The sequence below is a fragment of the Pseudomonas sp. R19M genome, assembly GCF_050312585.1.
Classification (GTDB): domain Bacteria; phylum Pseudomonadota; class Gammaproteobacteria; order Pseudomonadales; family Pseudomonadaceae; genus Aquipseudomonas; species Aquipseudomonas palleroniana.
The window spans coordinates 46,161-60,903 of the sequence record NZ_JBNPJV010000008.1; the positions used below are offsets into that span (position 1 = coordinate 46,161).

The following is a 14,743-nucleotide window of genomic DNA, read 5'->3' on the forward strand; positions in this document are numbered from 1 at the left end:
GCGTCCCAAGGCGTGACGCGGAGCGTCACTAGAGGCATTCCCACGCAGAGCGTGGGAACGATCAAAACCAGTCGCGTGACATTCCGAAGCTGGAAAATCGCAACCAAGCCGATCGTTCCCACGCTCCGCGTGGGAATGCATACCGGGGCGCTCTGCGTCCCACGGCGTGACGCGGAGCGTCACAAGAGGCATTCCCAGGCGGAGCGTGGGAACGATCAAACCAGTCGCGTGACATTCCGAAGCTGGAAAATCGCAACTAAGCCGATCGCTCCCACGCTCCGCGTGGGAATACATACCGGGGCGCTCTGCGTCCCAAGGCGTGACGCAGAGCGTCACAAGAGGCATTCCCACGCGGAGCGTGGGAACGATCAAACGCCAGGCAAAAAAATGCCCCGGCCTTTCGACCGGGGCATTCTTATCCAGCGCCAACCTTAGTGATTGACCGCCCCGCTCGCCCCCAGGCCAGTCTGCGAACGCACAAACTGCGGGAAGAACAGCGCACGTTCCTTCTCTGCCGCCGCCGACTTGTCGGTGATGGAGAAGAACCAGATGCCGATGAACGCAATGATCATCGAGAACAGCGCCGGGTATTCATACGGGAAGATGGCTTTTTCATGGTGCAGGATCGAGACCCAGATGGTCGGGCCGAGAATCATCAGGCCGACAGCACTGACCAGCCCCAGCCAGCCGCCGATCATCGCGCCACGGGTCGTGAGCTTTTTCCAGTACATGGAAAGCAGCAGTACCGGGAAGTTACAGCTGGCAGCAATCGAGAACGCCAGGCCGACCATGAACGCGATGTTCTGGCTTTCGAACAGAATACCCAGGCCGATCGCCAAGACACCCAAGGCCACGGTGGTGATCTTCGACACGCGAATCTCATCTTTCTCGTTGGCCTTGCCCTTCCTGATCACGCTGGCATACAGGTCGTGTGACACCGCAGACGCACCGGCCAGGGTCAGGCCGGCAACCACCGCCAGGATGGTGGCGAAAGCCACGGCCGAGATGAAGCCCAGGAAGATACTGCCACCCACCGCATTGGCCAGGTGCACCGCCGCCATGTTATTGCCACCCAACAAGGCGCCTGCCGCATCCTTGAACGCCGGGTTGGTGCTGACCAGCAGGATCGCGCCGAAGCCGATGATAAAGGTCAGGATATAGAAGTAGCCGATGAAGCCCGTGGCATACAGCACGCTCTTACGCGCTTCCTTCGCGTCGCTGACGGTGAAGAAGCGCATCAGGATATGCGGCAGGCCGGCGGTCCCGAACATCAGGGCCAGGCCAAGGGAGAAGGCGGAGATCGGGTCTTTGACCAGGCCGCCGGGGCTCATGATCGCTTCACCTTTAGGGTGGACCTTGATCGCCTCGGAGAACAACGTATTGAAGTCGAAGTTGACGTGCTTCATCACCATCAGCGCCATGAACGAGGCACCGGACAGCAACAGCACCGCCTTGATGATCTGCACCCAAGTGGTCGCCAGCATGCCGCCGAACAGCACATACAGGCACATCAGGATCCCCACCAGGATCACCGCAACGTGGTAATCCAGGCCGAACAGCAACTGGATCAACTTGCCCGCGCCCACCATCTGCGCGATCAGGTAGAACGCGACCACCACCAGCGAGCCGCAGGCCGACAGGCTGCGGATCTGGGTTTGACCCAGGCGATAGGACGCCACGTCGGCAAAGGTGTACTTGCCCAGGTTACGCAGACGCTCGGCGATCAGGAACAGGATGATCGGCCAGCCCACGAGGAAGCCGATCGAGTAGATCAACCCGTCATAACCCGAGGCGTAGACCAGTGCGGAAATGCCTAGGAAGGACGCTGCCGACATGTAGTCACCGGCAATCGCCAGGCCATTCTGGAACCCGGTGATCTTGCCGCCGGCCGCATAGTAGTCGGCCGCCGACTTGTTGCGCTTGGACGCCCAGTAAGTGATGCACAGGGTCGCGCCGACAAACGCGATAAACATCACGATCGCCGAGATGTTCAGCGGTTGTTTGTGCACTTCGCCGGTCAATGCGTCCGCTGCCCAAACAGCTGGAGCCAACAGCGAAGCGCCGAATACTGCCAATAGACGCCGGATCATTGCGCAGCCTCCTTGAGAATCGCATTGTTCAGGTCGTCAAATTCGCCATTGGCCCGGCGTACATAGATGCCGGTCAGGATGAAAGCGGACACAATCAATCCGACGCCCAGGGGAATGCCCCACGTAATCGAGGAGCCAGGACTGATCTTGGCGCCCAGCACTTGCGGTCCATAGGCAATCAACAGGATGAAAGCGGAGTAAAGCCCAAGCATGATCGCCGAGAGAATCCAGGCGAATCTTTCCCTTTTTCTCACCAGCTCCTTGAAACGCGGGCTGTTTTGAATCGAGAGGTAAATGCTGTCGTTCATTGTTTTTATCCTCGCAGCACAGCTTTTTATTATTGGAACGTATCCACTGTATGCGGCTCTGGAACAGGTTCCAGACGACCTTAGTATTAGAGGGAGTGTAGCGAGGGTTTTCGAGGATGCAGGAGGATTTGCAGAGGGGGGATACCCCTGTGGGAAAGGGCAAGCCCCCTCCCACAAGGTTAAATCAGAGAATATTACTTAGCGGTCCACTCAGCGACGCGCTCAGGGTGCTTGGCCACCCAATCCTTGGCCGCGGCATCAGGCTTGGCACCCTCCTGGATCGCCAGCATGACTTCGCCGATTTCGTCCTTGGAGGCCCACTGGAATTTCTTCAGGAAGGCCGCGACTTCCGGCGCTTTCTTCTCCAGGCCCTTGCTGCCGATGCTGTTGACGGTTTCAGCAGCGCCATAAACGCCCTTTGGATCGTCCAGGAAGCGCAGTTTCCATTTGGCGAACATCCAGTGCGGCACCCAACCGGTGACGGCAATGGATTCCTGCTTGTCTTCGGCACGGGTCAGTTCGGCGATCATCGCCGCGCCCGAGCTGGCTTGCAGCTTATAGTCCAGACCGTATTGCTTGATGGCTTCGTCGGTCTTGAGCATCACGCCTGAACCGGCATCGATGCCGACGATCTTGTTCTTGAAGGTCGTATCAGTCTTGAGGTCTTCGATGGATTTGGCCTTGACGTACTCCGGCACGATCAGGCCGATCTTCGCGTCCTTGAAGTTGGGGCCGTAGTCGACCACCTTGTCTTTGTTCTTGGCCCAGTACTCACCGTGGGTCACAGGCAGCCACGCGGAGAGCATGGCGTCGAGCTTGCCGGTGGCGACGCCCTGCCACATGATCCCGGTGGCGACGGCTTGCAGTTTCACGTCGTAACCGAGTTTTTCCTTGATCACCTCTGCCGCCACATGGGTAGTGGCAACGCTGTCGGACCAACCGTCCACATAGCCGATGCTCAGGGTTTTGCTGTCGGCGCTGGCCAGTGTGGAGCTCATCGCAACTACCAGAGTGGCAGCTGCGCCCAAGAGTCGTCGCATCTTCATAATACTTCCCCGAAAGTGCTGCGCCCGACGGATGCCGGGCGACATCAACCTGTGTTGTTTTAGGGTGCGCCGCGCGCCCTTCACGCGCATCGATCCGGATGTTGCGGCATCAGTGGAGTGCTGACCTTGCGATAATCAACCTGCCGGGGTGTTTGACCTGCTCTGTCAGCGACCTTGTACGAGCAAGAAACGACATCACATAGCCAGTAGGACGCTTTGTCTTACCTGACGTCAAAATCCCGCCCGAACTTTGCATGTCAAAATCATGCAGCCCACTGAAACGGGCTAAATCGGGGTAAGATGCGCGCCTTTGCTCCCCAGATAAGCTGACCATGCCCGCGACTGCCCGCTTTCCTGCCCTGCCCTACTTTTTCGCTTTGTTCCTCGGCTTGCTTGCCATCGTCGGCTATTGGTACGGCATCGGCCGGCCCGTGGTGCTGCCGGACGTCGCCAGCGCCACACACAAGATGCAGTGCGCGTCCTACACGCCCTTCGATAAAGACCAATCGCCCTTTGACCAGCCATTCAAGCTGCGCCCCGAGCGCATGGATGCCGACCTTGCGCTGCTGGCCACGCGCTTTGAATGCATCCGCACCTACTCGATGACCGGCCTGGAAGCGTTGCCGGACATGGCGCGCAAACACGGGCTGAAGTTGATGGCCGGCGCCTGGGTCAGCAGTGACCCGATTGCGACTGAAAAAGAAGTCGACGAACTGATTGCAGCGGCCAACGCCAACCCCGACGTGATCACCTCAGTGATCGTCGGCAACGAGGCCCTGTTGCGCAAGGAAGTCACGGCCAGGCAACTGGTCACGCTGATCCATAAAGTCAAAAGCCAGATCAAGCAGCCGGTCACCTATGCCGACGTCTGGGAATTCTGGCTGAAACACCCGGAAATCGCCCCGGCAGTGGACTTCCTGACCATTCACCTGCTGCCGTACTGGGAAGATGATCCTTCCGGCATCGACCAGGCTCTCAAGCATGTCGGTGATGTACGCCAGACCTTTGGCAACAAGTTCGCCCCTAAAGATGTACTGATCGGCGAAACCGGCTGGCCCAGCGAAGGCCGCCAGCGCGAAACGGCTGTGCCGAGCCGGGTCAACGAAGCCAGGTTCATGCGCGGTTTCGTGGCCATGGCCGAAGCCAATGGCTGGCGCTACAACTTGATCGAAGCCTTCGACCAGCCGTGGAAACGCGCCAGTGAAGGCGCCGTCGGGGGCTACTGGGGCTTGTTCGATGCCGATCGCCAGGACAAAGGCATCCTCGCCGGCCCGGTGAGCAATGTGCCGTACTGGCCGCTGTGGCTCGGCGTAGGTGGCCTCATCCTGCTGGGCAGCCTGACGCTGGGCGGGCGCGTTCGCAGCCCTCGCAGCGCCCTGGTGCTGCCATTGCTCGGTGCCGTCGCCGCCTGCTCCATCGGCACCTGGGCGGAACTGACCCGCGTGACCGCACGCTTCAATGATGAATGGGTATGGGCAGGCTTGCTGGTGGTGTTGAACCTGCTGGTGCTGGCCCACGCCGCCCTCGCCCTCAGCGCCCGTCAGGGCTGGCGCGGTCGAGCCTTCGACTGGCTTGAGCAGCGTGCCGGCTGGCTGATCGCAATCGCCGGGTTTGCAGGGGCGGTGATGATGCTGGCGCTGGTGTTCGACCCGCGTTATCGCAGCTTTCCGAGTGCGGCGCTGGTGCTGCCGGCCCTGGTGTATCTGGTACGCCCGGTGACCGGGCCACGCCGGGAGATTGCCCTGCTGGCCTTCATCATCGGAGCCGGCATTGCGCCGCAGCTGTACCGCGAAGGGGTGTTGAACCAGCAGGCTTGGGGTTGGGCGGTGGTCAGCGTGCTGATGGTTGCAGCTTTGTGGCGTTGCTTGCGGGTGCGCAAGGTCTGAAACCGCTATCGGGAGCAAGCCCCCTCCCACAGTGGACTTCATTGCCTCAGGCAAATGCTTTCAACTGTGGGAGGGGGCTTGCTCCCGATGAGGCCCTATCAGACGCCGCGCGGCTTGCGGACCAACCGCAGCCCGGCAATCACCACCGCAAATACCGCAAACGTCGTGTTGTACAACGCCAACGCCGGCAACCCGAACACCATCCCCAACACAGCCAGCCCCCACCCCGCGCGACCCGGCACAAAGAACGCCAGCACCGACGCCACCAACGCCGCCCAACCCAGCACCTTGAAGTGAATCATCAACCCCAGGTTGGAGCGCAACTGGCATTCCCAGCGGCTGGCTTCATCGACGCAAATACCCACCCACCGGCCATCCTCCATGAAACCGTAGCGAGCGCCATAACTGGCGGCCAACCATAACGGCAGGGCAATAAGCAGCAGGATCAGCGGCAAACGACGAGACATGGGGCACTCCGATAGACAAAAACGGCGCCCAGCTTAATGCTCCGACGCCCATTGGCAAGGTACAAACATACAATTAGTGTTCAGCAGGGCCTGGCAAAGTGTATCGTCTGGCTGCTACACCCCCGATTCCTACGTTATTTTCCGATATTTCGTGCCGTGTGATGGCACTTCGGCGACAGGGCGGTGGTCATAGCCTGCGATCTTCATTCAGCACGTTTCCTCTTAGGGATTAAGTCATGCTCCGTTCCTTGCGCTGTGCGGCCCTGTTGGGCAGCCTATTTTTGAGTGCGTCAGCACTGGCGGTCGATATCGACCAAGCCACCTATGGCTACCCTTTGACCAACCCGTTTGAAGCGACCATCGCGACGACACCGCCCGACCTGCGGCCAAAGCTGCCGAGCAACGATGAGATCAACCAGTCCGACTACAGCCTGACCATGCGCCCGGAGCGTGAGTTCAGCCTCCCGGACAACTTCTGGGCCGTCAAGAAGCTCACCTACCGTATCGCCAAGCAAGACCGCGCCGCGCCGCTGATCTTCCTGATTGCCGGCACCGGCGCACGGTATGACAGCAGCCTCAACGAATACCTGAAAAAGCTCTACTACCAGGCCGGCTACCACGTGGTGCAGCTCTCCTCGCCCACCAGCTTCGACTTCATCGCGGCCGCCTCGCGCTTCGCCACCCCGGGCATCACCCAGGAAGACGCCGAAGACATGTACCGGGTGATGCAAGCGGTGCGCGCGCAGAATGCGTCGCTGCCCGTCACTGACTACTACCTGTCCGGCTACAGCCTGGGCGCGCTGGACGCCGCATTCGTCAGCAAACTCGACGAAACCCGGCGCAGCTTCAACTTCAAGAAAGTGCTGTTGCTCAACCCGCCGGTCAACCTCTACACCTCGATCACCAACCTCGACAAACTGGTACAGACCGAGGTCAAGGGCATCAACAACACCACCACCTTCTATGAGCTGGTGCTGGGCAAGCTGACCCGCTACTTCCAGCAGAAGGGCTACATCGACCTCAACGACGCCCTGCTCTATGACTTCCAGCAATCCAAGCAACACCTGACCAACGAACAGATGGCCATGCTGATCGGCACCTCGTTCCGTTTCTCGGCGGCCGACATTGCGTTCACTTCGGACCTGATCAACCGCCGCGGCCTGATCACCCCGCCGAAATACCCCATCAGCGAAGGCACCAGCCTCACGCCCTTCCTCAGGCGTGCGCTGCAATGCGACTTCGATTGCTACCTGACCCAGCAGGTCATTCCGATGTGGCGCGCGCGCACCGACGGCGGCAGCCTGTTGCAACTGGTCGACCAGGTCAGCCTTTACGCCCTCAAGGACTACCTGCACAGCAGCCCGAAAATCGCGGTCATGCACAACGCTGACGACGTGATCCTCGGCCCTGGCGACCTCGGTTTCCTGCGTCAAACCTTCGGCGATCGCTTGACCGTCTACCCGCTGGGCGGCCACTGCGGCAACCTCAATTACCGCGTCAACGCCGACGCCATGCTGGAGTTCTTCCGTGGCTAAATATCTTTTGCTGCTCGCCGCCTTGATGTGCGCGGGCGTGGCCAACGCCGACAACAGCAAGGCCCACGAGCCGATCAAGGTTGACTCCGATGGCTTCAAGGAGCCGCTGTCCAAGCTCAAGTTCAACCCCGGCCTGGACCAGCGTGAGTTCGAACGTTCCTCGCTGACCGCGCTCAACGTCTACGACCCGCTGGAATCGTGGAACCGCCGCGTCTACCACTTCAACTACCGGTTTGACCAATGGGTGTTCCTGCCTGTGGTCGACGGTTATACCTACATCACCCCACGCTTCCTGCGTACCGGCGTGAGCAACTTCTTCAACAACCTGGGCGACGTGCCCAACCTGTTGAACAGCCTGCTGCAGCTCAAGGGCCACCGCTCCCTGGAAACCACCGGGCGCCTGCTGCTCAACACCACCATCGGCATCGCCGGCCTCTGGGACCCGGCCACCGCCATGGGCCTGCCACGCCAGAGCGAAGACTTCGGCCAGACCCTGGGCTTCTACGGCGTGCCCGGCGGCGCGTACCTGGTACTGCCGATCTTCGGCCCATCGAACCTGCGCGACACCACCGGCCTGATCGTCGACTACGGCGCCGAAACCGAGGTCAACTTCCTCAACGTGTCCAAGGTCAGCGAAAATCACCCGGAAATCTGGGCCCTGCGCGCAGTCGACAAGCGTTACCAGACCAGCTTCCGTTATGGGCAGATGAACTCGCCGTTCGAATACGAGAAGGTGCGGTACATCTATACGGAATCGCGCAAGTTGCAGATTGCCGAGTAACCTCCCGAGGGGCCTGTCGACCGTGGCGGGCCCCTTTTGATCTCGCCGTAAAACAGCCACTCGTCGAATGCCGCCCGCATCGGCCAATCCCGCCTTCGCTTCGTAACACTTCAGCAGTTGCACAGCCGCTAGCAAAACTGCTGCAAAAGCCATCACTTAGCCATCCTCGGTTGCATCGGGTGATCGCCGTCAAAAAAAAACCTCGCGCACTCACTTCCAAACGCTATAACTACGCAGGCCAAACAAGCGAATTGGTTGGCCTCGCTCATTGCCATTACTTGTCGTTACTTCTATAAATTCCCTACCTCTTTTCCAGGGGGTAACAGCTTCGAATAATCGAGGCACTTCAACGTCACTCAGAAATAATAAGCACGTTTCATCCGTGGTGAACTTTCGCGGCCGTTACGGACAGCCATCCGTGAGGGCATCGGACTAAAACAGTTAATCTCAGATTTCATAAGGAAATGATGAAATGAAAACGCTTACTTCAATGCCTCCTTACGTCAAAGATGTCCGCTTATTCTCCGAACAGTTGAAAGAAGCCAACAGTTTTTTTGACGACCCGGCGCTCAAAGACATTCAACTCAAGGACAACGACAATCCCTACGCTGATAAGGATGGGCTCATTGAATTTATCATCGGCAACGAACTGGTCAATGACCCGGAGGTGATGAAAAAAATCTCCGAGCTGAAAGAGTACCTGATCGGCATGACGTCCGTCGTTACCAACTATGTGCAGCGCAAGGCCGCCGCCGAAGGGGAGCAGTATAAAACCGATGTGAAACTGTGGAGCCTTGCGCTGTCAAAACTGCCGTTGATGGGTCCTAGTAAAATCGATGAGCAAACCTATTCGCGGCATATTCGCGGGGTCAGTATTGCCACTGACTTTGTCAACTTCATACTGGACATCGTCGCATCGCAAGGAAGCACCGCCCTGGACAGTTTTCAGAAGTTCCTGGCCAAACAAGGTGACGCCCTGCGCTTTGGTGTTGAAAAAAACAAGGACTTCTATAGAACCATTACGGTGGGTGTTTCCGTCGAAGTCTTCAAGATCGGCAACACCATCATGTACATTCCGAAAATCAAACAGTACCGCGTTAATTTCGACAGAAGCAACTCGAAGTTTTCGTCCGCGTGTGCCAGCGCCGAGTTCGTCGATATCAACTTTGCGTACCAATATGGTGCCAATGTCTTTGACTATGAAGCACTGAAGGATCCTGCCATCAAAAAAGACTTTGATGACTTCCTGCGCAAACAACGCAAATCACAAATTGAAGACGCTACTACGTTCTTCGACGATGATTTCCCTGTAAAAAAACCGACATCCGACCAGGTCAGCAAAGCCGGTTAGTTACTCCTGACGCGCCATGACACAGAAGCGACCAGTGAGGGGCCAGCCCTCATTGGTCGCTTTATCTGCTCGTTCAGTGTTACCACCCGCCTCCAGGCAGCCGAACGGTTGTGGGAACACTGAGCACCTTGCTTAAACTCGTGGAGCAACCACTCGACCACATCGCCCGTATACTGCAGCGCAGTCAGCGCAAACGCCCAGCGTGCAGGGGCGCGGCGAGTTTCTTGAGCCCTGCGCAAGGCCGGTGCTACCATGCCCGACCGCCTGTCTTGGCAAGGAATCAACTGGTTTATGAGCAGCATTCGCGAGCGCAACAAAGAAAAGATCCTGCGGGCGGCCAGCGAGGAGTTCGCCGACAAAGGCTTCGCCGCGACCAAAACCAGTGACATCGCCGCCAAGGCAGGGCTGCCCAAGCCCAACGTCTATTACTACTTCAAGTCCAAGGACAACCTCTACCGCGAGGTGCTCGAAAGCATTATCGAGCCGATCCTGGCCGCTTCCACGCCGTTCAACCCGCAGGGCACCCCCAAGGAAGTGTTGAGCAATTACATCCGCTCGAAAATCCGCATCTCCCGCGACCTGCCCTTTGCCTCCAAAGTGTTCGCCAGCGAAATCATGCACGGCGCCCCGCACCTCAGTGCCGACCAGGTCGAGCAGCTTAATGCCCAGGCCAAGCACAATATCGATTGCATCCAGAGCTGGGTGGAACGCGGCCTGATCGCAGCCATCGACCCCCATCACCTGATGTTCAGCATCTGGGCGGCGACGCAGACCTATGCGGACTTCGACTGGCAGATCTCGGCAGTGACCGGCAAGGCCAAGCTGGATGAGGCCGATTATGAGGCAGCGGCGCAGACGATTATCCGTTTAGTGCTCAAGGGCTGTGAGCTGGACTGATACACCGAGTGGCCTGTGCCCATCGGGAGCAAGCCCCTCCCACATTTGACGGCGCACACCGTCAAAATTGTGGGAGGGGGCTTGCTCCCGATGGGGCCCTCAAATCAGGCTGACACGCCCGCATCCGCCCACAACCCCAGCCCCTCGATCGCCGTGATCGCACACTGCTCGTCAATATCCGACGTATCCCCACTGATCCCGATCGCCCCCAGCACCAGCCCTGCCTGATCCCGGATCAACACGCCACCCGGCGCGGGTACCACGCTGCCCTGCCCCAGGCTGTTCAATGCCGCAATAAACGCCGGGCGCTGCTGGGCGTCCAGTGCCAACAAGCGAGACCCCTTGCCCAGTGCAATCGCCCCCCAAGCCTTGCCGATGGCGATCTGCGGGCGCAGCAGGCTGGCGCCGTCTTCGCGCTGCAATGTGATCAAGTGCCCGCCACTGTCGAGCACCGCAATGGTCAGCGGAGCGGCCGAAATCGTGCGGCCTGCGGTAAGGGCCTGCCCGGCCAATTGGGTGGCGAGTTTCAAGGTTAAAGCGCTCATGGTGCCGTCCTTCTTTTGTTATTGGAAATACGGTGGAGGTCTGCTTGATCAGATGCTCGATCAAACAAATAGAACACAATGAAATAAATTTTTGTATACAATATTTACAGACAAAGTCTCCACATGTCGGAAAAACCCCTTCCGACGAGCGTAAGGACTGGTTCATGAAATGCATTGACCTGCGCTGCTCGCCGTGAATACACTTTGACCACTCACCACTTGTATACAATTACAAAACGCAAGAGGCACCAAAACCATGAGCAAAATGAGAGCAATCGAAGCCGCCGTTCTGGTGATGCGTCGTGAAGGCGTCAACACCGCCTTTGGTATCCCGGGTGCTGCGATCAACCCGTTGTATTCGGCCTTGCAGAAGGTCGGTGGCATCGATCACGTCCTCGCTCGCCACGTTGAAGGTGCCTCGCACATGGCCGAGGGCTACACCCGCACCAAGGCCGGGAATATCGGCGTGTGCATCGGCACATCGGGGCCGGCGGGTACCGACATGGTCACCGGCCTGTACAGCGCCTCGGCCGACTCGATCCCCATTCTCTGCATCACCGGCCAGGCACCCCGCGCCCGCCTGCACAAGGAAGACTTCCAGGCCGTCGACATCACCAGCATCGTCAAGCCGGTGACCAAGTGGGCTACCACCTTGCTGGAGCCCGGCCAAGTGCCCTATGCGTTCCAGAAAGCCTTTTATGAAATGCGCTCCGGCCGCCCCGGCCCGGTACTGATCGACCTGCCGTTCGACGTGCAGATGGCCGAGATCGAATTCGACATCGACGCCTACCAGCCATTGCCCCTGGCCAAACCCTTGGCCACCCGCGTGCAAGTGGAGAAAGCCTTGGCACTGCTGGACCAGGCCGAACGTCCACTGCTGGTCAGCGGCGGCGGCGTGATCAACGCCGACGCCAGCGAACTGCTGGTGGAGTTCGCCGAGCTGACGGGTATTCCCGTCATCCCTACCCTGATGGGCTGGGGCACCATTGCCGATGACCACCCGCTGATGGTCGGCATGGTCGGTCTGCAAACCTCGCACCGTTATGGCAACGCCACCCTGCTCAAGTCGGACGTGGTGCTGGGCATCGGCAACCGCTGGGCCAACCGTCATACCGGTTCGGTGGATGTCTACACCGAGGGTCGCCGGTTCATTCACGTCGACATCGAACCGACGCAGATCGGCCGCGTGTTCACCCCGGACCTGGGCATCGTCTCCGACGCGGGCAGCGCACTGACGATGTTCATTGAAGTGGCGCGCGAGTGGAAAGCCGCCGGCAAGCTCAAGGACCGCAGCGCCTGGTTGCATGACTGCCAGCAGCGCAAAGCCACCCTGCAGCGCAAGACCCACTTCGACAACGTGCCGGTCAAGCCGCAGCGGGTGTACGAAGAAATGAACCAGGTGTTCGGCAAAGACACCTGCTACGTCAGTACCATCGGCTTGTCGCAGATTGCCGGCGCGCAATTTCTGCACGTCTACAAACCCCGCCACTGGATCAACTGCGGTCAGGCCGGCCCTTTGGGCTGGACCATCCCGGCCGCGCTCGGCGTGGTCAAGGCCGATCCGAGCCGCAAGGTCGTGGCACTGTCGGGCGACTATGACTTCCAGTTCATGATCGAAGAATTGGCCGTGGGCGCGCAGTTCAAGCTGCCGTACATCCACGTGGTGGTGAACAACTCCTACCTCGGCTTGATCCGCCAGGCCCAGCGCGGTTTTGAAATGGACTACTGCGTGCAGTTGTCTTTCGACAACCTCAACGCGCCTGAACTCAATGGCTATGGCGTCGACCACGTGGCTGTCGCCGAGGGCCTGGGTTGCAAGGCACTGCGTGTGTTCGAACCCAGCCAGATCGCGCCGGCGTTGCGCCAGGCCGAGCAAATGGTCGAAGAATTCAAGGTGCCGGTGATCGTTGAGATTATTCTGGAGCGGGTGACCAATATTTCCATGGGCACCGAGATCAACGCCGTCAACGAATTCGAAGATCTGGCCCTGGTCGGCAACGATGCGCCGACCGCCATTTCCCTGCTCGATTAAGGAGAACCTTATGCCGCGCTTTGCCGCCAACCTGTCCATGCTGTTTACCGAGCAGGACTTTCTTGCCCGCTTCAAAGCGGCCGCCGACGCCGGTTTCCAGGGGGTCGAGTACCTGTTTCCGTACGAGTTCAGCTCGGCCGAAATCAAGGCGCAACTCGACGCCCATGGCCTGACGCAAGTGCTGTTCAACCTGCCGGCCGGTGACTGGGCCAAGGGCGAGCGTGGCCTGGCCTGCCATCCGGACCGGGTTGAGGAGTTCCGCGCCGGGGTCAAGCTGGCCATCGCCTATGCCCAGGTGCTGGGCAATACCCAAATCAACTGCCTGGCGGGCATCCGGCCTGCCGGGGTGGATGATCAAACCCTGGAAACCACCTTCGTCGCCAACCTCAAGTATGCCGCCGACAAGCTGCAAGCGGCCGGCATCAAGCTGGTGATGGAGATGATCAATACCCGCGACATCCCGGGCTTCTACCTGAACAACACCGCCCAGGCCGTGTCGATCCGCGAGCAAGTGGGCAGTGACAATCTGTTCCTGCAATACGACATCTACCACATGCAAATCATGGAGGGCGACCTGGCCCGAACCCTGGCGGCGCATCTGCAAGCGATCAATCACATCCAGCTGGCGGATAACCCCGGGCGCAATGAGCCGGGCACGGGGGAGATCAACTACCGCTTCCTGTTCGAACACTTGGACCGCATCGGTTACACGGGCTGGGTCGGCTGCGAATACAAGCCGCTGACCACCACCGAAGCGGGTTTGGGCTGGTTGAAAACCCACAACGCCATCTAATAAAAAGAGGATTGCTTCATGGCTAAGATCGGATTTATCGGCACCGGCATCATGGGCCAACCCATGGCCACCAACCTGCAGAAAGCCGGGCACCAACTGTTTCTTTCCGAACACCACGGCAAGGCCCCGGCCGAGTTGATCGCAGCCGGCGCCGTGGCGTTGGCCAACCCGCAGCAGGTTGCCCAGGAAGCCGAGTTCATCATCGTGATGGTGCCCGACACCCCGCAGGTCGATGACGTACTGTTTCGCAAAGACGGCGTCGCCGCAGGCTTGTCACCGAACAAAGTGGTGATCGACATGAGTTCGATCTCCCCTACCGCGACCAAAGCCTTCGCCGCGAAGATCAACGAGACTGGCGCGCAATACCTGGATGCGCCGGTGTCCGGTGGTGAAGTCGGCGCAAAAGCCGGCACCCTGAGCATCATGGTCGGCGGCGAGCCGCAGACGTTTGAACGCGCACTGCCGTTGTTCCAGAGCATGGGCAAGAACATCACCCTGGTGGGCGGCAATGGCGATGGCCAGACAGCCAAGGTCGCCAACCAGATCATCGTCGCGCTGAACATCCAGGCCGTGGCCGAAGCGCTGTTGTTCGCATCGAAAAACGGCGCCGACCCCGCCAAGGTGCGTGAAGCGCTGATGGGCGGCTTTGCCTCGTCGAAGATCCTGGAAGTGCATGGCGAACGCATGATCAAGGGTACCTTCGATCCTGGTTTCCGCATCAACCTGCACCAGAAGGACCTGAACCTGGCCCTGGCGGGTGCCAAAGAGCTGGGGATCAACCTGCCGAACACCGCCGGCACCCAACAGGTATTCAGCACATGCGCGGCGATTGGCGGCGGCAACTGGGACCATTCGGCGCTGATCAAGGGCCTGGAGCATATGGCGAATTTCTCGATTCGCGATCAGTAAATCCTGACCTGGAATGCGATCAAACTGTGGGAGGGGGCCTGTAGTGAGCGGGCTTGCCCCGCGCTGGGTGGCGCAGCCGCCCCAAACCCAGGCACCTCGGTCC

At 59.4% G+C, this 14,743-nt stretch carries 13 protein-coding genes; 8 read left to right on the forward strand and 5 right to left on the reverse strand.

Features of this window, described 5'->3' with window-relative positions:
* Window positions 1–431 precede the first annotated feature (431 nt).
* The 3 genes from ACQRBT_RS00565 to ACQRBT_RS00575 form a co-directional block, all read right to left on the reverse strand.
* Complete coding sequence (locus ACQRBT_RS00565) at window positions 432–2,090, reverse strand: cation acetate symporter (RefSeq protein ID WP_060754522.1); 1,659 nt, start codon at window positions 2,088–2,090, stop codon at window positions 432–434.
* On the reverse strand, window positions 2,087–2,398 hold the full coding sequence (locus ACQRBT_RS00570; protein WP_003190001.1) for a DUF485 domain-containing protein: 312 nt from the start codon (window positions 2,396–2,398) through the stop codon (window positions 2,087–2,089). The genes ACQRBT_RS00565 and ACQRBT_RS00570 overlap by 4 nt, the downstream gene beginning before the upstream one ends.
* 194 nt (window positions 2,399–2,592) lie before the next feature.
* Window positions 2,593–3,444: a glycine betaine ABC transporter substrate-binding protein gene (locus tag ACQRBT_RS00575; RefSeq protein WP_060754523.1), complete on the reverse strand. Its 852-nt coding sequence runs from the start codon at window positions 3,442–3,444 to the stop codon at window positions 2,593–2,595.
* A gap of 332 nt (window positions 3,445–3,776) precedes the next feature.
* Between ACQRBT_RS00575 and ACQRBT_RS00580 the strand changes: the two genes are divergently transcribed.
* Window positions 3,777–5,330: a glycosyl hydrolase family 17 protein gene (locus ACQRBT_RS00580; protein WP_412047680.1), complete on the forward strand. Its 1,554-nt coding sequence runs from the start codon at window positions 3,777–3,779 to the stop codon at window positions 5,328–5,330.
* Window positions 5,331–5,428: 98 nt separating this feature from the next.
* On the opposite strand, the gene ACQRBT_RS00585 is transcribed toward ACQRBT_RS00580, so the two are convergent.
* The gene (locus ACQRBT_RS00585; RefSeq protein ID WP_090365963.1) at window positions 5,429–5,797 is read right to left on the reverse strand and encodes a hypothetical protein; all 369 of its coding nucleotides are present in this window, start codon (window positions 5,795–5,797) and stop codon (window positions 5,429–5,431) included.
* A gap of 236 nt (window positions 5,798–6,033) precedes the next feature.
* On the opposite strand from ACQRBT_RS00585, the gene ACQRBT_RS00590 reads away from it, so the two are divergent.
* From ACQRBT_RS00590 to ACQRBT_RS00605, 4 genes are all read left to right on the forward strand, one after another.
* Window positions 6,034–7,332: a serine/threonine protein kinase gene (locus ACQRBT_RS00590; protein ID WP_060754526.1), complete on the forward strand. Its 1,299-nt coding sequence runs from the start codon at window positions 6,034–6,036 to the stop codon at window positions 7,330–7,332.
* Window positions 7,325–8,113, forward strand: coding sequence for an MlaA family lipoprotein (locus ACQRBT_RS00595; RefSeq protein ID WP_060754527.1), 789 nt, complete (start codon window positions 7,325–7,327; stop codon window positions 8,111–8,113). The genes ACQRBT_RS00590 and ACQRBT_RS00595 overlap by 8 nt, the downstream gene beginning before the upstream one ends.
* 472 nt (window positions 8,114–8,585) lie before the next feature.
* Entirely contained in the window at window positions 8,586–9,464 is an 879-nt protein-coding gene (locus ACQRBT_RS00600; protein ID WP_158510691.1) for a hypothetical protein, read from the forward strand.
* A gap of 291 nt (window positions 9,465–9,755) precedes the next feature.
* The gene (locus tag ACQRBT_RS00605) at window positions 9,756–10,361 is read left to right on the forward strand and encodes a TetR/AcrR family transcriptional regulator (protein WP_104995926.1); all 606 of its coding nucleotides are present in this window, start codon (window positions 9,756–9,758) and stop codon (window positions 10,359–10,361) included.
* 104 nt (window positions 10,362–10,465) lie between these two features.
* Here the strand turns inward: ACQRBT_RS00605 and ACQRBT_RS00610 are convergent, their stop codons facing one another.
* Window positions 10,466–10,906, reverse strand: a complete 441-nt coding sequence (locus ACQRBT_RS00610; protein ID WP_060754530.1) for a GlcG/HbpS family heme-binding protein — start codon at window positions 10,904–10,906, stop codon at window positions 10,466–10,468.
* 256 nt (window positions 10,907–11,162) lie between these two features.
* Here ACQRBT_RS00610 and gcl point away from each other — a divergent pair, with 256 nt between their 5' ends.
* From gcl to ACQRBT_RS00625, 3 genes are read left to right on the forward strand one after another with little or no spacing between them, the layout of a single operon-like run.
* Window positions 11,163–12,938 carry a glyoxylate carboligase gene (gene gcl, locus ACQRBT_RS00615; protein WP_412047681.1) on the forward strand — a complete coding sequence of 592 codons (1,776 nt, stop codon included), beginning with the start codon at window positions 11,163–11,165 and terminating at the stop codon, window positions 12,936–12,938.
* Window positions 12,939–12,948: 10 nt separating this feature from the next.
* Window positions 12,949–13,731, forward strand: a complete 783-nt coding sequence (gene hyi, locus ACQRBT_RS00620; protein ID WP_412047682.1) for a hydroxypyruvate isomerase — start codon at window positions 12,949–12,951, stop codon at window positions 13,729–13,731.
* An 18-nt stretch (window positions 13,732–13,749) separates the two neighbouring features.
* The gene (locus ACQRBT_RS00625) at window positions 13,750–14,640 is read left to right on the forward strand and encodes a 2-hydroxy-3-oxopropionate reductase (RefSeq protein WP_412047683.1); all 891 of its coding nucleotides are present in this window, start codon (window positions 13,750–13,752) and stop codon (window positions 14,638–14,640) included.
* Window positions 14,641–14,743 lie beyond the last annotated feature (103 nt).